Annotated in this window: 13 protein-coding genes, 3 pseudogenes and 1 riboswitch; of the genes and pseudogenes, 6 read left to right on the top strand and 10 right to left on the bottom strand. The window is 56.1% G+C overall.

The window, feature by feature from the left end; genetic code table 11:
* Positions 1 to 105 precede the first annotated feature (105 nt).
* Positions 106 to 744 carry a class II aldolase/adducin family protein gene (locus ACUVSA_RS03505; RefSeq protein WP_445893807.1) on the top strand — a complete coding sequence of 213 codons (639 nt, stop codon included), beginning with the start codon at positions 106 to 108 and terminating at the stop codon, positions 742 to 744.
* On the opposite strand, the gene ACUVSA_RS03500 is transcribed toward ACUVSA_RS03505, so the two are convergent.
* Positions 739 to 2,754 (bottom strand): acetate--CoA ligase family protein, encoded by a 2,016-nt coding sequence (locus ACUVSA_RS03500; RefSeq protein WP_445893806.1) that lies wholly within the window; start codon positions 2,752 to 2,754, stop codon positions 739 to 741. The two genes, ACUVSA_RS03505 and ACUVSA_RS03500, sit on opposite strands and share 6 nt — an antisense overlap.
* Before the next feature lie 16 nt (positions 2,755 to 2,770).
* Positions 2,771 to 3,181 carry a thioesterase family protein gene (locus ACUVSA_RS03495; protein WP_445893805.1) on the bottom strand — a complete coding sequence of 137 codons (411 nt, stop codon included), beginning with the start codon at positions 3,179 to 3,181 and terminating at the stop codon, positions 2,771 to 2,773.
* Between the two features lie 777 nt (positions 3,182 to 3,958).
* On the opposite strand from ACUVSA_RS03495, the gene ACUVSA_RS03490 reads away from it, so the two are divergent.
* Positions 3,959 to 4,453, top strand: coding sequence for a rubrerythrin family protein (locus tag ACUVSA_RS03490; RefSeq protein WP_445891982.1), 495 nt, complete (start codon positions 3,959 to 3,961; stop codon positions 4,451 to 4,453).
* 310 nt (positions 4,454 to 4,763) lie between these two features.
* Here ACUVSA_RS03490 and ACUVSA_RS03485 read toward each other — a convergent pair whose 3' ends face one another.
* The 8 genes and pseudogenes from ACUVSA_RS03485 to ACUVSA_RS03450 all read right to left on the bottom strand — a co-directional run bounded on the left by ACUVSA_RS03485 (position 4,764) and on the right by ACUVSA_RS03450 (position 15,860).
* Positions 4,764 to 5,732: a beta-1,6-N-acetylglucosaminyltransferase gene (locus tag ACUVSA_RS03485; RefSeq protein ID WP_445893804.1), complete on the bottom strand. Its 969-nt coding sequence runs from the start codon at positions 5,730 to 5,732 to the stop codon at positions 4,764 to 4,766.
* A 446-nt stretch (positions 5,733 to 6,178) separates the two neighbouring features.
* Positions 6,179 to 7,005, bottom strand: a pseudogene (locus ACUVSA_RS03480) (CoA-transferase subunit beta).
* A 13-nt stretch (positions 7,006 to 7,018) separates the two neighbouring features.
* Positions 7,019 to 7,996 (bottom strand): annotated as a pseudogene (locus ACUVSA_RS03475) (CoA transferase subunit A).
* Between the two features lie 157 nt (positions 7,997 to 8,153).
* A pseudogene (locus ACUVSA_RS03470) lies at positions 8,154 to 8,613 on the bottom strand (DUF4442 domain-containing protein); the annotation flags it as partial.
* Positions 8,614 to 8,703: 90 nt separating this feature from the next.
* Complete coding sequence (locus ACUVSA_RS03465) at positions 8,704 to 9,675, bottom strand: universal stress protein (protein ID WP_445893803.1); 972 nt, start codon at positions 9,673 to 9,675, stop codon at positions 8,704 to 8,706.
* A gap of 155 nt (positions 9,676 to 9,830) precedes the next feature.
* Positions 9,831 to 11,720 (bottom strand): ATP-dependent DNA helicase, encoded by a 1,890-nt coding sequence (locus ACUVSA_RS03460; RefSeq protein WP_445893802.1) that lies wholly within the window; start codon positions 11,718 to 11,720, stop codon positions 9,831 to 9,833.
* Between the two features lie 101 nt (positions 11,721 to 11,821).
* On the bottom strand, positions 11,822 to 14,230 hold the full coding sequence (locus ACUVSA_RS03455) for a penicillin-binding protein 1A (RefSeq protein WP_445893801.1): 2,409 nt from the start codon (positions 14,228 to 14,230) through the stop codon (positions 11,822 to 11,824).
* Between the two features lie 100 nt (positions 14,231 to 14,330).
* The gene (locus tag ACUVSA_RS03450) at positions 14,331 to 15,860 is read right to left on the bottom strand and encodes a YifB family Mg chelatase-like AAA ATPase (protein WP_445892874.1); all 1,530 of its coding nucleotides are present in this window, start codon (positions 15,858 to 15,860) and stop codon (positions 14,331 to 14,333) included.
* A 138-nt stretch (positions 15,861 to 15,998) separates the two neighbouring features.
* Between ACUVSA_RS03450 and ACUVSA_RS03445 the strand changes: the two genes are divergently transcribed.
* The 4 genes from ACUVSA_RS03445 to dfsP all read left to right on the top strand — a co-directional run bounded on the left by ACUVSA_RS03445 (position 15,999) and on the right by dfsP (position 19,923).
* Positions 15,999 to 16,643 carry a DnaJ domain-containing protein gene (locus ACUVSA_RS03445; RefSeq protein WP_445892875.1) on the top strand — a complete coding sequence of 215 codons (645 nt, stop codon included), beginning with the start codon at positions 15,999 to 16,001 and terminating at the stop codon, positions 16,641 to 16,643.
* Between the two features lie 287 nt (positions 16,644 to 16,930).
* Entirely contained in the window at positions 16,931 to 17,503 is a 573-nt protein-coding gene (locus tag ACUVSA_RS03440) for an NUDIX hydrolase (RefSeq protein WP_445893800.1), read from the top strand.
* A 9-nt stretch (positions 17,504 to 17,512) separates the two neighbouring features.
* A complete protein-coding gene (locus ACUVSA_RS03435; protein ID WP_445893799.1) occupies positions 17,513 to 19,234 on the top strand; it encodes a glutamine--tRNA ligase/YqeY domain fusion protein in 1,722 nt (573 codons plus the stop codon).
* A complete protein-coding gene (dfsP, locus tag ACUVSA_RS03430; protein WP_445893798.1) occupies positions 19,231 to 19,923 on the top strand; it encodes a DUF166 family (seleno)protein DfsP in 693 nt (230 codons plus the stop codon). Before ACUVSA_RS03435 ends, dfsP begins: the two co-directional genes overlap by 4 nt.
* Positions 19,924 to 19,953: 30 nt before the next feature.
* Positions 19,954 to 20,055, top strand: a riboswitch (TPP riboswitch).
* The last annotated feature ends 73 nt before the right edge of the window (positions 20,056 to 20,128 follow it).

The following is a 20,128-nucleotide window of genomic DNA, read 5'->3' as shown; positions in this document are numbered from 1 at the left end:
AGCCCGTGAACTTTCCTTCAATGTTGCCCTAAGCGCCGTAGCACCGTAGCATAGGTGCTGGAGAATTTGAAGGATATGCGGCACGGTCCGAGAAGGAGGCGCATCATGGAGCCAAGGGAAGTGACAGCGCGGGAGGAGATCGTCTGGGCATGTCAAAAGCTGGCCGCAGCAGGGCTTATTGCCGCCGGAGACGGCAACGTGAGTTGTCGCCTGGGCCCGGGGGCGTACCTCATCACCCCGAGCGGTCTTCCCAAGGGAGAGGTCAAGGCCAAGGACTTGCTGGTTATCGATGCTGCGGGATCCGTGCTTTCCGGCACAGGAAAACCCTCCAGTGAATGGCGGCTGCATCTTCTCGTTTACGAAAAGCGAGCCGATGTGGGTGCGGTGGTTCATGCCCATCCACCTTTGCTCACCGCCATGACCTTGGCCGGTGTGCCGTTTTCTTCCGAGGTGTTTCCGGAAGTGTGGATCACCGTCGGGCCTGTGCCCATGGCTTCCTACGCCATCCCTTCCACGGAAGAAGTCCCCCTTTCCATCATGCCCTTTGTGGAGGCTCACCACGCGGTTTTGCTCGCCCGTCACGGATCCCTCACCATGGGCCGTGATGTGCGCCAAGCTTATTACCGGTTGGAAAAACTGGAACACGCCGCCCGAAGTTTGCTGGCGGCGTGTGTTCTGGGAGGGCGCTTGCCCGATCCCTTGTCGGCTGTCCAATTGGAACAGCTGACGCGTCTGTTTTCATGATCTCCAGATGATGCGCGCGTCGGCGACCAGCACACCTTCCGAATAGGCAAACACGGGATTCAGATCGATTTCAAGAATGTTTTCATAAGCTTGAGCTAAATGGGCCAGTTTCAAAATGGCGTCCACCAAGGCGTTCTTGTCCACGGGAGGTGTGCCTCGATAGCCGTTGAGAAGCGGGGCCGCCTGAATTTCTTCCAACAAGGCCAAGGCGTCATCCCGGCCCACGGGAAGTATTCTCACGGCGACGTCTCGAAACAGTTCCACCGTCACGCCACCTAAACCGAACAGGAGAATGGGGCCGAACTGAGGATCTCGATTCATGCCCAGAATGAGCTCCAACCCCGAAGCCGCCATGCTGGTGACGACCACGCCGCGAATGTCGGCCTGAGGCATCGCTTGGCGGGCTTGCCGCATCATGGTTTCGTAGGCGGCGCGCACATCCTGTCCCGATCGAAGGTTCAACCGCACGCCACCGACGTCCGACTTGTGTAAAATATCCGGAGAATCAATTTTTAGCGCCACGGGAAAACCCAATTGGTGCGCCACGTGAACGGCTTTGCCGGGACTTTCCGCAAAACGGTGACAAATGCATTCAAACCCTTGGCGTTCCAGAAAGGCCAGGCATTCACTGAGGCTGGCAGCTCTGCCCTGTCGATGGCCCTCCACAAATGTGGTTCGAGCCGGCTTGATGCGCTTGGCTTTGGGAAGGCGTTGCGCAAGGGCTCGCACTCCTCTTTCCGGCGTGGGAAAAACCGGAACACCCTTCTGATGCATCTTTCGGCGTTCCACTTTTTCCACGTCCGCACCTCCCAGGAAAATGACCAGCTCGTTCGCCTGCGGCGTGACCACCTCAGCGGCTTTTTCCACGGGATCCCCGAAGATAACGCCTAGAACGTCATAATACGGCCTTGCCCGCTCCATCACCGCCTGGTACATGGCGGCGGTGGCATCCCCCGTGAGGTCCAAAGGATTGGCACGAATGGCATGGGCCGGAATCACCCCTTCAAGGGCTTCGGCCAGCGCCGGGGGTAGCGGCGCCACATCGAGCCCTTCTTTTTCCGCCCAATCCGTTGCTAGAATTCCCGCACCTCCCGAGGTGGTGATAAAGAGAATGCGGTTCCCCGGCGGTTCCTTCAGATAGGCAAAGGCCTTGGCCACATCGTAAAATTCTTCGATCGTTTCCGCTCGAACCACACCATGGCTTTGAAAAAGGGCGCCATAGACCGCATCGGCTCCGGCCAAAGACTTGGTGTGCGACTCCGCGGCCACTTTTCCCTTGGGCGTCCGTCCCGCCTTTAAAACCACAATCGGTTTTGTGGCGGCCCGCAGCGCCTGTCGAAATTCTTGCGGCCTCTTGATCCCTTCCACATATAGTGCGATGACCCGCGTGTGTTCGTCGTTTTCGAAATAGCTGAGCAAATCCGTTTCATCCACGTCGGCTCGGTTTCCAAGGCTCACGAAGCACGAAACGCCCAGTTCTTCATCGGAAAACCAGTCCATCATGGCGGCGCCCACCGTCCCGCTTTGACTAATCACGGCCACGTGCCCTTGCTTTCGCAACAAGGGCCAGGAGGCGCACAGGGGGTGGTACGGATTGTTCACCCCTTGGCAGTTGGGACCAATAAGGCGCAGGTTGCCGTTTCGAGCTATCTCGGCCACCTGCCGCTGCAGCGCTTCTCCCTCGGGACCCGCTTCACTGAACCCCCCCGTGATGATTACCGCCCCCTTGACAGCCTTTTCCACACACTCGGCGATGGCTTGAGGCACCAGACGGGCCGGAATGATGACCACAGCCAAATCCACCGCATCGGGAATTTCTTTGACGCTGCGAAAACACCGCAGCCCCAAGATGGTTTCGCTCTTCGGGTTGATGGGATACACGGCCCCACGGAAGCCACCGTCAAGGATGTTGCGCAAAATGATGTTCCCGTACTTTTCGGGGCTCTCCGAAGCTCCAATAACCGCCACACTGCGCGGCCGAAAAAACGCGTCCATTTGGTGGAATTCCATGGCGCCCTCCGTTTTTTCATGAAGGGAAGTTCTTCCGGGCTTTTTCCATGACGCGGGCGTTGAACTTATCGGCTTTGATGAGGAATCGTCCGTGGGTGGCTTCGCCGATTTTTTCCACCTCATCAAAGGCTTCCACCTTGAAGATCACTTTGCGGCCTTCTATGGCCGTCACCTCACACACCACCTTGATTTCCATACCCAGTGGGGTCGGGGCCAGGTGTTTAAGATCCATGGACATTCCCACAGATTGCATGCCCGGCTCCAGGTGTTCATCGATCAGCGCGGCACAGACTTGTTCCATGAGCCCTCCCAAAAAAGGGGTGGCGAAAACATTCGGGAGGTTATGAAAGAAGCGTTGCGCGGAATGTTCCGGAAGTGTTTTCAACGTCAATTCCTTTTTCATACCAACGGTCAGCCCCTCGCCCATGGATTCCTCCTCCCCTTGTGGATATGAACGTTTTTTCTCTGGCAGCGTTTGGCGGAACGAACGCTGCGCCACCGCACGGCGTAAGGATGATGTCGCCAAAGAGACATTCGCTGGAATGGGTCATCGTGTGAGATCGGTAGAGCATCGGCGTTGGAAAAGGGAACGTAAAGATATTTCCAGATCTCCGAGCTTCTGTCAAGAAAGCTCAGAGTGCCGTCAGCTCCGAGCACGGTGTGCCACAGGGGAATCTTTTCATTAAGCGATCATCGTTTTCCATTCTCTCGGTGTGCCAAGCCAGGATCCAACTTCTTGGTCGAAAAGCTTGTTCGACAGTGCCTCTGCCACGTCCTTTTTGGCTCAACGCTGGAAGAGCGCTGCAAGGCGCGATAAGGCATCGCGGCTTGCGCCGCTCCTACCACAGGCCTTCTCGGACGAGCTCCGAGAAGATGTCCGAGAATGCCTTCTCTTGGGGTTCGCATGGGCCCGCATGTCTCAAGGGACGGGGTGGGCCTCGCTGGTTCACGGACGGCGGAGGACCGTTCCTCCAGAAGCTTCGAACCTGCAACTATTCTATCCGGGTGCACGAATCCTCGGGCGGCATTTGGAACGGCCCTCGAGTGATAGCACCAAGAGCCCTTTGGCTGGGAAGGGATTTCAAGCATTTTCCGTTGCGGATTGACAGAATCAGGAACGGTTCTTAAATGGAATGGTGATTTTTAATCGTGAGCGCGCATTCGTCCATGAGCCAATTCCAGCAAAACCTTGAAGGAGGCCGTTATGTCGAAGACTGCAATGCATCTTAAGGAAGCTTTTGCCGGCGAATCCCAAGCGAACCGAAAATATTTGGCTTTTGCCGAAAAGGCTCGCGAAGAAGGTTACCCGGGAGTGGCCAAGCTTTTTGAAGCGGCGGCTGCGGCTGAAACCGTTCATGCCCACAAACACCTGAGGGTTCTCAAAGGCATTCGAAGCACTCGGGAAAATCTTCAAGAAGCCATCGCCGGCGAAACACACGAATTCAAAAGCATGTATCCACAAATGATTCAAGACGCCAAGGCCGAAGGGGAGCGCCAGGCGGAAATAAGCTTCACCTACGCCAACGAGGTGGAAAAGATTCATGCGCAGCTTTACGAAGAGGCTCTAAAGGATCCGGAAAACTTCCCGGTCAAGGACTGGTTTATCTGCCGTATTTGCGGCTACACTATTGCCGATGCACCACCGGAAAAATGCCCCGTTTGCGGCGCCAACCAGAAAAACTTCTTCAAAGTGGAATAAAGAGTGGTCTCCTGGGATCACTCGAGGTCGAACTTCCGGGAACCTGTTCTGGAAGCTCGTGCGACCAAGGATGAGACGCATCCTTACGGTTTAAGGCTGTAGGCGCGGCGCAGGCGCGATCAGGCGTCGCGGCTTGTGCCGCGCCTGCTGAAAATGTTCTCGGACTCGTTCCCGGGCGAAGTTGTTTTCTCGGCTGGTTTTCAAAAAAGTGCCTTTCCTGACCTTGTGGAAGCACGCCAAAGGGCTCTAAGGTTTGGGGCACAAGCCGAGGGTACGCGTGGCCATAACGGACACAGTGTTTGTAAAGGCATCACGGTGCCGTCTGCACCGCTTCTCTTTCCGCGATGATTCGGTCCAGCTCCCTCACCAGTTCGTCCGCATCCTCGGAAAACTTGCGTGCAAAAAGGATTTCACCGGGGCCGTAGGGATCATCCGGCGGAAACCGGGTCGTGGTTTTGAAAAGTTCGATGTGCTTTCGCTGTATCCATTCAGGGCTGCGTTGTCGAGCGCTCCAGTCCGCATAGGTCAGGTTTCTTTGAATTCTGGGCGCCAAGGGCGAATTGCCCAAGATGGTCTGTAACATCATCTCGTCCGGGCAATAGCTGTGTCTGTAAAAGGCCAAGAAGTCCGGACGCCTATCACAGAAATGGATCAGAAAATCAGCGGCCTGGCGTGTCAAAGCCCAAAACATGGAACCGCCGTAGGGTTGCATGTTTCCTAGGATTTTTCTGTAGTTTCGCCGTGGCCACAGGCCGAGTTTCATGAGCGCCTTGGCCGTAAAGAGCACCCACGACGGATTCGTGGGGCTTGGCCGATAATACGTCAGTCGTGTCAAAGGCTTACCATACGACTTGGAAGGCATTGGCACCAGATTCATGTATTCCGTGTCCGGATGCTCGGCAAAAAACCTCTCGATCCAGGAAGCCGAGTGAATGGGGTAATCGGAGCCGCTCAGAAGCACGAACCTTTGAAATCCTTCGGGACTCTGAAGAGCTTCGCGGAGAACGATCAGAATGGCCTCTACGGTACTAAAATCCCCCCAATACACAGGAACACGTCGGCGAGAGAAGAAGATATTGGGCCGCGCCACCGCGGTGTAGGGAGACAAGTCGTATTTCTTGTCTATGTGCACGAAAAAAGCGCAGTTCGGCGTCTCCAGGGCTTTAATGAGACGAGGAAAATGGCGCGGATTGTTGTAGGCCACGATCAGGTAGGCGATTTTCATGGCGGCCTTCCCTTGTTGCACGAAGGGTGCGTTTTCCCCACCTTGTTCCCTCATGTCCTTGCCTTCAGACTCATTATCCATAATCCGGCATCGGACTCAAGAAACCTCGCCATACATGGATCCGGGGCCTGTTCGAGACCACCTTCCGTCGGAGCGCCGCAAGCCGCGATTTCCTATCGCGCCGTGCGGCGCTCTTACAGAATCCAATGAAAAAGGTGCCGCCAAGCCATCCTGAAAGAGGCTCCCGCGGACCTGTCAAGAATTTTTCTTGAGTGGGCGGCGTAAACCGGGACGCCTCATCGGGCCTTGGAAAGCTTCTGCAAAGGAAAGACAAAATGCTGTGGAAAGAGCAACCTCGGACAAGCGCTTGGTTTGCGCGAAAAGGAAGGGCCGTGAAAAGGGTCTTTCGACGAAAAAGCGAGGGGACCTTCCGTGACGTGTGCCGAAAGTCCCTCGCCTTTTCCAATTTTTTTTTCGGCGTCTTATCGGTGTGCTGCAGTTTAGTCCTTTCGAGGTTTGGCAAGAAAAATTTCGTCGGGATCCAGAACCTCATGGATGAGGTGAATTTCTTCATAGGTCGGCGGCACCGTCTCCCCGCTCACCCGAGAAATGTCCAGCTCAAACTCGCACATCTCTTGAATCTTTTCGGGGCTCATGCCCGGATGGTACGTGTCCAGGTACATGCGCCCCGTTTCTTCATCAAAGCGAAAGACGCCCGCTGTGCTGATGACGGCGCTGGGGCCGCCTCGAAAAGCCCCTCCGTAGAGTTCTCGCCGGTGAATCCATTCCCCTGAAGGCCAGTTCTTGACGCGCCATCCCGGGCTGGTGATGTAACTGACATTTTTAGGAAAGCGGCGCCTTTTGTGCACCATGATATAGACGGTGCGCTTGGCAAAGGAGTTGATGTCCGGATTGCCGCCGCTGCCAGTGAGGCGAAGCAGCGGGTTCAAGTAATCGCCGATGGCGGTGGTGTTCACGTTGCCGTATTCATCGATTTCCGCACCACCCAGAAACCCCAAGTCCACGTAGCCCCGCTGGGCGATGCTAAAGGCTTCGTAAAGGCCCGAAGCCACGGAAGCCCCGACTTCGCAGCGCGGACCCCCCCGGAGGTGGGCAGTTCTTTGGGCCGTCCGTCCAGAGTTCCGGCCTCAAAGATAAGCTTTAGGCGCGGCGCATGGGTCCTTTGCGCCAACATGATGGGGATCATGGGCATGCCGGTGCCGGCAAAAACCACTTCATTGTCGCGCACTTCGCGTGCCGCGGCCACCGTCATGAGATCTCCGAGGGTGTATTCGCCAGGCCGGGCAGGCTGGTTCATCTCTTTCATGGTGGATTCCCCCTTATTTGCGTCCCCGTTCGACGCGCGTGCTGTAGTTCAAGACCGTGTTGGCTTTCAGGCGGGCAAGGCGAGGCACGCCAAGTTTGTTGAGGTATCCGTCGTGGTTCATGCCAAAGATCCATTCCTTGGCAAATTCGTTGAACCCTTCCTGGCCTCGCGTCTGGGCGTAGAAGTTGCGCAAAAACTCGCCGTCCACATCGTAGAAGCGAAACATGCCCGTGGAATGGGCACACCAAGGGCATTCCACAATGTAGTCCACCTGAAAACTGGGGATCTTGTTCAGATGCGATTCATGACGCAGGTACTCCTCCGCAACGATTTCCTCGGCGATGGCAATGGTGATGTCCGCCGCGCGGGCCACCTCGGGGTCCATAAAGAATTGTCCTGCAATGCGCACTGTACCCTCATCTCATACCTGTTGAACGGCCAGCACGGCCACATCCACCTTGGCCGCAGGGACGAGAATTTGTCGGCCGTCGCCGAAAAAGGGGTCGTCAATGACGTGATACTCTTTGCGGGGAATCTTGGGGTTTTTGCCGTTTCTCAGACCGGCTCGCTCGAGCATGTCGTAGGCCGGATTGTGGATATCTGTTCCCAATGAGGTCTGGGTGGCCATGAAGGGCATGCCGGCAGCGGCCGCCTGAAATCGAAAAGCCATTTCGGCGTGGCTGTAATCTTCGTAAATAATTTCTTTTTGCCGCACGCGCCTAGCCAGGTTGGCCCCGTACTTGCCGTAAAGTTCGTGACCGATCCAGCACGATTCCCACACATCCACGCACCCTGCGCCGATGAGGAATTCCGAGTGAGGGCCGCTGTTGACTTCAATCAAGTGAAGATGCCGACGCTTTTGTCGAATGAGTTCATAGACCAGTGCGCAGGGGCGACGCCAAATGGTAAATCCGGAAAAGGTCAAGAGGGTGCCGTCCTTGATGATCTCGGCGGCTTCGCTGAGACGGATTCTTTTGGTTGGGCTTGTCATGAATGATCCACTCCATTTCGCGCGTGAGCTGTCGCACGGGAGGCTGCTCCCGCTGAGAGAAGGAATCGCTGTTTCCTCATGAGCCTGTACTGAAAGGGACTACCCGACGCTTTGCCCTCCTTTCGTTGACCAGCAGCATGGCAAGCCGTGTGTGGAACGCCGCCTTGCCGTGGTTCACTTTTTTCCTGACGTACAAAACCTTTTCCACTCGAGCCACCACCTCACCTTGCCTGTCCTGAACTTCCACGGTAAAGGTGGGTAAAAACTTGCCACCGTCTTTGACTCTTTGCTTAATCTCTTGGAGCACCTTTTCTTGGAGCTGAAAATGAGCCCTCACGGTTCCTTTGCCCGGCTTGACGAAGTCGATGGTGGCGGCTTTATCCCAGACGAGATAATCGGGGCCGAGATTTTTGATGAGCATAAGCATGTAAAAGGGATCGACCATGGCGTAAAGGCTGCCGCCGAAATGCGTGCCCACGTAATTGCGATTGAAGAACCGAAGCGGCATTTCCACTAGGATTTCCCGAAAATCCGGCGAGACGCGGCGCACGCGGATGCCGGCTCCCAGGTATGGGGGGGTAGAGATTGAGCAGCCAGCGGAACATGCGATGATTCATACCAAAGCCTCCAACGTGAGCGTGAGCGGTTGGGAAGTCGAGGGCATTATGGTGGTGGAAGCCTTGTTGTCAAGGATCGATCCCAAAAATTCAGCAGGCTCTGCCCACCAAGCACAGGTGCACTTTGCGGGCATGCTGCAACACCTTGTTGGCATGGCTGCCCAATAGAAAGGGTTTCTTTTCGCGAAGACTGCGTTTGCCCATGACCACCGCTTCGTAGTGGCCGCTTTCCATGTGCGCCAGAAGGTCCCAAGCCACCCCTTTTTGCATGGGAAGGATACGGCATTCAATGGCGCTGTCCGGAATGCCGTGTGAGCGCAGTACTTCTCGAGCCTCATCCATGAACTGATCCACCTGGCGCCGCTTCTCCTCCTCCCAATGGCGTTTCCAGGAGTGCCTGGCTGTTCGCTCTTGTTCGTCCAGAATATGGCCGTCATCCCACAGAGCCGGTGGAAAAGGGGGTAAAATATGCAGAAAGGTGTAGCGTTTTCCAGGCGTTGGGCCAATCCATTCGTTGACGTAATAGGTCAGGGCGCGGCACTCGGGATGGGATTCCACCGCAATGAGCACGTGGCCTGTGGGTGGCGCCTCCGGGTCCATGATCCATACCGTTCGATATTGTTCGTACTGCACGACGCGCGATGAGACGCTGCCAATGAGAATGTTTTCCGCGGGGGACAGGCCCCGACGCCCGACGGCGATAGAAGGGATCTTGCGTTCCTCCGCCACCTTGAGGATTTCTTGGCCGGGATCCCAGGAATCCAACCGGCACACGGTGTCGATGGCGTCTTCCTCAAAGCCCAGTTGCAGAAGGGCTTCACGGTAACGGTTGGTGATGCTTTGGCAGATTTTTTGCTGAGTTGCCTTGGCGAGGCGGAGGGACGTCTCTGCATCCCAAATTTCGCCCGGATACAACATGAGGTGCTGTTGCACGCAGTGAAGAATGGTCCAATGGCAGTCCCCGCGGTCCTTGAAAAATTGCCCGAACCGCTTGGCCGCTCCAAGACAGCGCTCGGAGCCGTCCGCGGCCACAAGGAAGCATTTGTGATTGGATCGCGCCATGGCCCCCCTCCCTTTCACCCATGGTTACCTTGCCGTCATCAAGCCACGAAATTCCAAAATGAATGCTTAAATCCGGTCTTGATCAAATATAACAAATCTGGAGGTGCAAAGTCCAGGCGGCCGCTTTTTTCAGCGTACGGCCCAAGAACAAGGGCTTATGCAGCCGAAGCGTTGGCATCCTTTGAGGACAACAGATGCTTCGGTATGGCGTCCAGGCGATGGACGATGGGCATGGAAGGAAGGCTTTCCAGAAAGATGCGCCCGTAGGGCTTGGTCAAAACCCGTGTGTCAAAGAGCACCAGCACGCCCTTGTCCTGCCGAGATCGAATCAGACGGCCAAAGCCCTGTTTGAGCTGCAGAACGGCACGAGGCACCTGATAGCGATAGAAAGCATTGTGCCCGGCCTGTGTCAGCTTTTCCACTCGTGAGGCGGTGATGGGATCATGGGGAACTTCAAAGGGCAGCTTGTCGATGAGCACGCAACTGAGGCTCTGGCCCGGCACGTCGATGCCTTCCCAGAAGGCATAGGTGGCCAAGAGCACCGAGTGCGTATCCTTCTTGAACTGGGATAGCAGTTTTCTTTTGGGTTTTTCTCCCTGACACAACAGCGGAAAAGGCAGCTGGTCGGCAAGGAAACTGTAAGTTTCATGCATGTGACGGTAGCTTGTAAAAAGAAACAGAGCCCGTCCTCGGGTCATGTCCATGATTTTGAGCGCCTCCTGGGCCATGGCTTGACAAAAAGACGGCTCATGGGGAAGAGGAAAGGGCTTGGGGATGTAAAGGACGGCCTGGTTTTCAAAGGCAAAGGGCGAAGGCACAACAAGGTCGCGCCCCTCGTCGGGAACACCCAGTCGTTCCCGAACGTAGTGAAAGCTTGGGCGTTGGCCTTCCACGGTTGCCAGTGTGGCGGACGTGAGAATGACCGTTTCCTTTTGATGGAAGACTTTTTCCAAAAGGATGGGCGCGACATCCAGAGGTGTGGCCCGCAATGTAAATCCCACAGGGTGAGCGTAGACTTCATACCAGTAAGTCAGCAGCGGATCTTCCTGGCCGAGAAACTGGTCCAGTTTCAACTCCAGAGCATGGCATCGCGCTTCTAAGGATTCCCAGAGGGGTGATGCGCCGGCTTGCTGTTGCACAAGCTGGCCGAGGCTTTTCAGGGCTTCGCGAAGGGCTGTTGCCCGTGCGTGAAACGGTGAGGAAGCCGTCCCGATTTCCAGGCGCTGTCGCGTGTTCAAAGTTCCGGAAGCCGTGCTAAGACATTTGGCCGTCTCCTTGGTCTGCCGCTCGAGATGCTCAAGGGCCGAGGCGATGGTCTTTCGAAAATCGGTTGCCACTTTTGTCTGGGCCGACGCTCGAAGAATGTCTCGAGTGGTTTCAGTGACGGACCAGCTTGAAAATTCATGGCCAAAAAACAATCCGGCCACATCCTCCAGATGGTGGGCTTCATCAAAGATGATTGCAGGAAACGCTGACAGGAAATCGCCCGGTCCACGGTCCTCCAGGGTGAGAGTGGCGAAAAACAAGTGATGGTTGACGATGAGCAGGTCGGCTTTGGCGGCCTGCAAGCGGCTTTTTTGAACAAAACATTGCCCATAATGTGGGCATTGCTGGTTCAGGCACTGTTCTCCCCATGAGGTGATCTCGTTCCAGGCTTGAAAGTGATCGGGAAGCCAGTCCAGTTCCGAGCGGTCTCCGGTTTTTGTATGAGCGGCCCATTGGTGCAGCGCGCCAAAGATTTTGGCTTCGTGAGGGTTTAAAAAGGACGGCTGGTAGGCAAATTCCTTGAATCGTCGGAGACACAAGTAATTCCGACGCCCCTTGAGGGAGCTCACGCGGACTTTTGGGAAAAAATGGCGAGTCAGAAAAGGAATATCCTGGTCCAAAATCTGGTCCTGAAGCGCCTTGGTGGCTGTGGACACCACGGTTTTGCGGCCGCTCAAGAGAGCCGGAATGAGGTAGGCAAAGGTCTTGCCCGTGCCCGTGCCAGCTTCCACAAGGAGGGGCACACCGTCCTCATAGCTTTGCCATACCGCCCTGGCCATGGCCGCCTGTGACGGTCTGTGTTCAAACCGAGCCAACAAACCGGAAAGGAGGCTGCTCGAACCAAAAAAAGAATCTAGGGAAAGTGCAGGCATCGTCGGTTTCAATCGTTGCCCCAAAAGAGATCGGATTTGAAGAAAGACCCCGATGTGGTTTCGGCGGCGCTTTCGGTCGAGGACCCTGTCAAGGTCGTTGTGTCTTGAGGCCCCTTAGGTTGCGTGCCTTCTACGAAAGCCGCAAAGGTTTCCCGCCCCCCTTCCGCCGGAGATTCAACAGATTTTTTCGGGATTTTGGCAAAGACGATGTTTTCCGGAACGGGAAAGTTTTCCACCGGACTCTCACGCAGATATTCCCGCATAAAGCTCAACCAAATGGGTGCGGCGGCTTTGCCTCCCGTCTCCTTGGGTCCCAAGGAGAGGCGATGGTCATCATGGCCGACCCAGACCCCGGTGAGCAGATCCGGTGTATAGCCCACAAACCAGGCATCTTTCAGTTCATTGGTGGTTCCCGTCTTTCCCGAAGCAGGTCTGTTGATGCTTCGCACCGAGCGTCCCGTGCCTTCGCGGATGACACCCTGCAGAATATCCGTAAGAATGTAAGCCGTTTGAGGGGACAGGGCTCTTTCTTGCCGAACCTGGTGTTTTTCCAGAAGCCGTCCGTTTCGGTCATAGACGGCTTCCACCATGTAGGGCTCCACGCGCAGACCTTGGGCGGCAAAAGCCGAGTAGGCGCTGACCAATTCCCACAAGCTGACGCCTGAGGCGCCCAAGGCCAAGGACAGGGTCGGCGTGAGGGGGGATCGAATCCCCAGGCGCCGCGCCATCTCATGCACTTCCTGAATGCCCACGCTTTCCAAAAGCTTAATGGCCACCACGTTGCGTGAATGAATCAAGGCGTCTCGCAGGGTGATAGGGCCCCAGAAAGCGTTGTCGTAGTTGGCGGGTTTCCATGAACCCACCAGGCTCGGGTCTTCTTTGACGATCGGCGAATCGACGAGCACGGAAGCCTCAGTGTAGCCTTTTTCCAAAGCCGTGGCGTAGATGATGGGTTTAAAGGCGGAACCGGGCTGCCGATAGGCTTGGGTCGCTCGGTTGAACTGACTCTTGGAAAAATCCTTGCCGCCCACCATGCACAGGACACGTCCCGTCTGAGGGTTTATGGCTAGAAGGGCGCCTTCGGCTTGCGGTTCTTGTTCCAATGAAACCACCCACGGGGTGGTGTCGGATCCTTGCGCTTCCACCCGCACCCACACAAGATCCCCTTTGGAAAAGAGGTGGCGTCTTGACGCGAAATAGCCGGCGGCCCATGGAGCGGTCTTGAGGTTCAGCACAGCGGTCCGTTTCGCTCCAAGATCTACGCGGCACCGACGTTCTTGAGCCTCACAACTTATCACCACAGCTTCCACCACATCACCCGGGTTCGGACTGGCATATTTCTTTGCCAAGGCCTGGGAAAAATCGGCGGTTTGTGAGTCCTCCACGTGCCCGTGCGGGCCTCGATACCCGTGTCTCTTGTCCAGCTCGCGAAGTCCTTCCAAAACGGCTCTTTCGGCCAGGTGTTGAGCGTGTACGTCGAGGGTGGTGTGAATGGATAAACCTTCACGGTAGAGCATGCGAGCCCCGTACTTTTGTTCCATGAGGCGCCGCACTTCTTCAGTAAAACTATTTAAAGGATACGTGGTTCCTTCGAGGGATTCCAGGAGATGCAAGGGCTCCTGACGAGCCCGCAAGGCTTCTTCCTGGGACAGGAACCCCACCTCCACCATGCGGTCCAGAACATAATGCTGTCGTTCCAGCGCCTTTTCCATGTTATGAAAAGGGCTGTATCGACTGGGGGCTTTGGGCAGACCGGCAAGAAGGGCGGCCTGAGCGAGGCTCAAATCATGAGCGCCCACGCCGAAATAGGTGCGCGCCGCGGCTTCCACCCCGTAAGCGCCGGCGCCCAAGTAAATTTGATTGAGATACAGGTAGAGGATTTCTTCTTTGGTCATGGAACGGTCGATGCGGTAGGCCAAAATGGCTTCCTTGAGCTTGCGCACCCAGGTGCGTTCCGGGGATAATAGCAAAGTTTTGACGACCTGCTGTGTGATGGTGCTTCCACCCTGAACGATGCCTCCCGCCTCGATGTTCTTGATCATCGCACGAACAATACTCCCAAAATCCAACCCCTTGTGTTCGTAAAAGTTGGCGTCTTCGGCCGCAAGAAAGGCCAGGATCACGTGCCGGGGAAATTCTTCAAGAGGCCTGACGTATCGGCGTTCGGCAGCAAGTTCTCCGATTACCGTGCCGTCCGCGGCATACATCGTGCTGACAATCGACGGCCGGTAATCGCGCAAGGATTGCATGCTGGGCAGAGATCGTTCCAACTGAAAGTAGGCCGCGGCTCCCGCCAAAAGGGTCAAAGCTCCCAGAACCAGCAAGACGGCCACAGCGGCCACAAGTTTTCCCACCTGCAGTGTGCGCTTCAAAGGAGGAAAACCCCGATGGGACGGGCTCGTTTTTCGATACTCCATCGTGGCATTGCTTTCGATCATCTTCGTGTTGTGAATGACTTTGCCCAAGAAACCCATGCTAGCGAAGATTCGGGACCAAGGAAAGCAGGAATCTTCGATTTTACGACCAAAAGGTTCGGTCCAGGGTTCGGTACTGCACGGCCTCCAGCAGATGGTGATGGGCGATGGTCTCGCATCCTTCCAGATCCGCGATGGTTCGAGCCACCTTGAGAATCCTGTGGTAGGCTCGAGCACTGAGATGCAGGGTGGTGATGGCTTCCTGAAGCAGGCGTTTTCCTTGGGAATCCAGGGTGCAGTAGCGCTCCACTTCTTTGGGCCCCATGGCCGCATTGGCATGGAGGCCGGTTCGGTGAAACCGGGCTCTTTGGCGTTCTCGCGCCGCCATGACGCGCCGGCGGACCTCATGAGACGACTCCGAGCCATGCGCCCCTTGCAGATCTTCCACCGACAGGGCCGGAACATCCACATGCAGGTCGATGCGATCCAGAATCGGTCCGGAAATGCGGCTTCGATAGCGTTGTATTTCCATGGACGAGCACCGACAGGGTTTTCGAGCATCTCCCGCGAACCCGCATGGACAAGGGTTCATGGCGGCCACCAACGTAAATCGGGCCGGATAGGTCAGGGTCATGGCCGATCGGGCGATGGTCACTTGGCCGTCTTCAAGGGGCTGGCGCAAAAGGTCCAAAATGTTTCGCCGGAATTCCGGAAATTCATCAAGAAAAAGCACGCCATGGTGGGCGAGGCTCACTTCGCCTGGTCGAGGCACATGGCCTCCACCGATGAGCCCTGCCTCGGAGATGGTGTGGTGAGGATGGCGATAGGGACGGCGCGCCAAGAGCGGCTGATCGCGAAGAAGGCCGGCCACACTGTAGATTTGGGATGTTTCCAAGGATTCTTCCAGGCTCAGGGGAGGCAGAATCGTGGGCAGGCGCTGCGCCAGCATCGTTTTCCCGGATCCCGGCGGGCCGATCAACAAAAGGTTATGGGATCCCGCCGCCGCTACCTCCAGAGCCCTCTTGGCATGCTCCTGGCCTTTCACATCCGCCAGGTCGAGTGGATCTTGCTCTTGCATGGAAATCAGGTCGGTGCGAGGGGTGTCCAGCCGAGCCAAGGGCCGCCCGTTGCGAAAATGCTCCACCACTTCCGCCAAGTGGCGGACGGGGAAAACCTCTGTTCCATCCACAATGGCCGCTTCCAGTGCATTGTCCGCGGGAACGATCATCATCCCTCGACGCAACTCCCGGGCGCGTATGGCCATGGAAAGGCACCCCGCCACGGCCTTGATGCGGCCGTCCAGGGAAAGTTCTCCCACCAAGATAGGCCGAGCCACGGCCGGAGCGTCCAAAAATCCGCACGCGGCCAAAACCCCTATGGCGATGGGTAAGTCAAAGGCCGCTCCTTCCTTGCGCACATAGGCCGGGGCGAGATTCACCGTGACCCGGTCCATGGGAAAGGGATAGCCGCAGTTGACCAGGGCGCTCTTGACCCGTTCTTTGCTCTCTCGAACAATGTTGTCAGGAAGCCCGACCACGGTAAAGGAAGGAAGCCCCGAGGCCACATGCACTTCCACTTCCACCAAAAAAGCTTGTATTCCTAGAACTCCTAAGGCAAACGTCTTGGCCACCATGAAGCTGAAGAGTCCTTTCCCCTAGTTGTGGCTTGTTTTCGAGGGGCGGTCGCACTATGATCCCTTGCGTTGGTCAGGATAGACTTCTGCAGGGTTTGAAAGCGTTTCGTCATAGCTGCGACCGAGGAAATGCGACGTATGGAACGTTGCTATTATACCATTTTGGGTGTGTCGACCAAGGCGTCCCAGGAAGAGATCAAGGGAGCCTTTCGCCGTCAAGCGCTGCGATGGCATCCGGACGTGAATCCTGGATGCGCCGAAGTTGTTGAAAAGTTTCGGCGCCTTCGCCATGCCTACGAAGTGCTTTCAGACCCGGAAAAAAGGCGTCTGTATGACTTGCAGTGCGGCTATGCCGATCGAAGCAACGGGAAACGATCTGACGTGTTTCAATGGTCGTGGAGCATGGGTGCCGCTGTCTCAGAGGTGCTCCATGACATCTTGGGGACCGTGCCGCGCCATGAAATCTCTCAACCCCGCGTGGACCTGCGTTTTGACTTGGAGATTCCGCGAAACAAGGCCGTTTCGGGAGCTCAGGAACAAATCTCCTATGAGCGGAGTGTCTTCTGCCCGGAATGCACCCATAACGGCCATAGGACCGGGACTCGGGCATGCGGACGCTGCGGAGGGAGCGGGGAAATCTTGGAATCGTGCACCGTCACCGTGACGATTCCGGCTGGATGTGTCCATGGAATGCGCCTGAGAATTCCCGCGGCGGGAGATCGACCCCGGCCGGGAGTCCCGCCGGGTGACTTGGTGGTGGTGTGTTATGTGGAAGAAGGCTAGGAGCCTGTCTGAGAACTCGTTCAGTAGGAGCGCCGCAAGCCGCGACATCTGATTGTGCCTTGCGGCGCTCTTCGAGAATGCAACGAAAACGGCCCCCAAAAGCCAATCTCGAACAGGATCCTAAACGTCCGCTTCTTTTCGGGCTGGATCCGTTCCCTCTGCAGAGATATGCGGATCCGAACGCCAAGGGATGGCGTTCTTCAACAAGCACCGATAGTCCTTAGATCCTGTTCATGCACGGCCTGGCCGGCTATGTCTATGCAGCGATGTTGGGATGGAGGTGTTTCATGAGCGTCTGTGCATGGCAGATCTTGGGCAGTGAACGCCTCAACGGGACAACCCTTTTCGGTTTTCGTCGGGACCGTGTGGTTTCCCCGAGGACCGGCAAGGAACATGACGTGTATGTGCTGGAAGCCCCTGACTGGGTGAACGTCATTGCCGTCACGGCCCGACGAGACGTGGTTTTCGTCCGTCAGTGGCGCCATGGCATTCGAGAAGAGACCTTGGAAATTCCTGGAGGCGTGGTGGAAAGGGGCGACAGCCCGGAAGAGGCGGCCCGGCGCGAGTTGTTGGAAGAAACCGGCTATACGGCCGATTCTTTCCTGTGCCTTGGCTACACGTTTCCCAATCCGGCCATTCAAGATAACCGCTGCTATACCTTTGCCGCTCTGAACGCCTTACCGTACAAGGATCCACAACCCGATGCCATGGAAGACATTGAAGTGGTGACCTATTCCCTGGATGAGGTTCCCGACTTCGTCGCGCAGGGCAAGATTTCTCATGCCTTAATTATTGCAGCCTTTTGGAAGTTTTTTCTTTGGACTCGAGGCTCCGAGGCCTCGAAGGCTTTGTCCTTATGAGGGGGGGGTATGGGCACGGAAAAAGAGCTCACAACGGCTTCCAATTTCATTAAGGAGATTATCGAAGAAGACCTGAAAACGGGCAAATACGGCGGGCGGGTCCATACGCGGTTTCCTCCCGAACCCAATGGATACCTGCACATCGGGCATGCCAAAGCCATCTGCTTGAATTTCGGCTTGGCCGAGGAATACAAAGGGTTGTGCAATCTTCGCTTTGACGACACCAACCCGGCCAAAGAGGATGTGGAATACGTCGAATCCATCAAGGAAGATGTGCACTGGTTGGGTTTTGACTGGGGGGATCGGCTGTATTACGCATCGGATTATTTCGAGCAACTCTATGATTATGCTGAGCAGCTCGTTCGTTTGGGAAAAGCTTATGTAGATAGTTTGAGCACAGAAGAGATTCGCCGGTATCGAGGAACCCTCACCGAACCGGGACGCAACAGTCCGTACAGGGACCGGTCGGTGGAGGAAAATTTGGATCTTTTTCGGCGTATGCGTGCCGGAGAGTTCGAGGAAGGAGAACACGTCCTGCGAGCCAAAATCGACATGGCTTCGCCGAACCTCAACATGCGCGATCCGGTGATCTACCGCATCAAGAAAGCGTCCCATCACAGGACGGGGGATACCTGGTGTATTTACCCTATGTACGACTTTGCCCACTGTTTGTGCGATTCCCTTGAAGGCATCACCCATTCCATCTGTACCTTGGAATTTGAGGATCATCGTCCCCTCTACGATTGGTTCCTGGACGTTTTGGGCGTTTACCATCCTCAGCAGATAGAGTTTGCGCGATTGAACCTGAGCTACACGGTGTTGAGTAAACGCAAACTGATCCAATTGGTGCAGGAAGGCGTGGTGGACGGTTGGAATGATCCCCGCATGCCGACCATTTCGGGCCTGCGCCGTCGAGGCTACACACCCGAAGCCATTCGAAGGTTTTGCGAACTCATCGGCGTGGCGAAAAAGGACAGCGTGGTCGACATGGCTCTTTTGGAACATTGTGTGCGTGAGGATCTCAACAAGAGAGCTCCTCGCGTCATGGCTGTGCTGCGCCCTGTCAAGATGGTTCTCGTGAATTACCCGGAAGATCAAACAGAGGAGTTGGAAGCCATCAACAACCCGGAAGACCCGTCCATGGGCGTTCGAACCGTGCCTTTCAGCCGGGAATTGTACATCGAACGTGACGATTTTCTGGAAGATCCTCCGAAACAGTATTTCCGCTTGGCTCCCGGTCGAGAGGTGCGTTTGCGCTATGGGTACTATGTGACGTGCGTGGACGTGGTCAAAGATCCGCACACGGGTGAAATTCAGGAGATTCACTGCACTTACGACCCGGCCACCCGTGGCGGATGGTCTCCCGACGGTCGCAAGGTCAAGGGAACGATTCACTGGGTTTCCGCACGCCACGCGTTGAAGGCTCAAGTGCGCCTTTACGACCGTCTTTTCATCAAGGAAAACCCCAATGACACGGAGCCAGGAAAAACCTTTTTGGACTACCTGAATCCTAAGTCCCTTCAGGTCCTGGACGAATGTCGCGTGGAACCCAGCCTGCGTGACGCTCCTTTGGGGCGTCAGTACCAGTTCGAGCGCCTTGGATATTTTTGCGTGGACTCTAGGAACAGTTCGCCAGACCGGTTGGTTTTCAATCGCATCGTGTCCCTCAAAGATACCTGGGCCAAGATCCAAAAATCCTTGAACCAAGGACATACCGGGGAATTGAAATGACGCGCCCGCAAAAAATATTGGTCTTTCAACAAAGAGGTAGTGGAGAGCCGAAGATCGCTGGTGTTCGAAAGTATGGCCATGGGTTGTATGCCATCGAGATTGTCCACATCGACGAGCCGCTGCCTGCGGTTTTGGATGACACGCAACCCCATTTGCCCAAGGTCATCAGCGCGGATCTGGTGTTGGATTATCTGAGACACCCTGATCTTTCCGAGGATTTGGCCAGAAGATGCGCGGCATTGAAGATTCCCGTGGTGGCCTCGGGTAAAAAGGTCAAGGTATCCGGCGTCTATACACCTCCCACCTGTTGCGGCCTGTCTCGGCCGGGGCGCCTGGGGCTGTACGAGGAGCTTTTCGGGGCTCCGGAAATTGAGGTCCAAGTGGAAAACGGGCACATCCAAAAGGTGATGGTGCGGCGAGGCGCGCCGTGCGGCGCCACCTGGAAGGCTGCCGAAAAAATGGAAGGGTGGCCTGTGAAGGAGGCGGCGGTACGGTATGGCTTGGAGGTCCAGTATTTTTGCGTAGCCGACCCTTCAGGATGGGATCCTTTGTATGGAAAAAGCCCCGTACATTTTGCGGGACACGTGCATAAAAAGGCCATGCTTCGAGCTTTAAAAGCTGTGGGCGTGACCCCTTCGGTTCACGAGAATCCGGACGAGGTCCAGTTGGTCGGGCAGGATTGTGTTTGATTCCCAGCCCATTGTGTGATACATAGACAAACAATCGCCAGGGGGCGCCCTCTAGAAAGGTGAGGGCTGAGAAGGTACCCCTTGAACCTGATCCAGGTCATGCTGGCGGAGGGATTGGCGAACGGAGCTCCTGATCGGAATCCCGCCGGCCGCCTTCCAGGCGGCCTTTTTCATCCTGTGGCACACCTTAAGGGTCTCCGAAGTG

The organism is Desulfosoma sp. (assembly GCF_052743555.1).
Note: the sequence above shows the minus strand (reverse complement) of the source record. Positions and strands in the feature narration are given on the sequence as shown.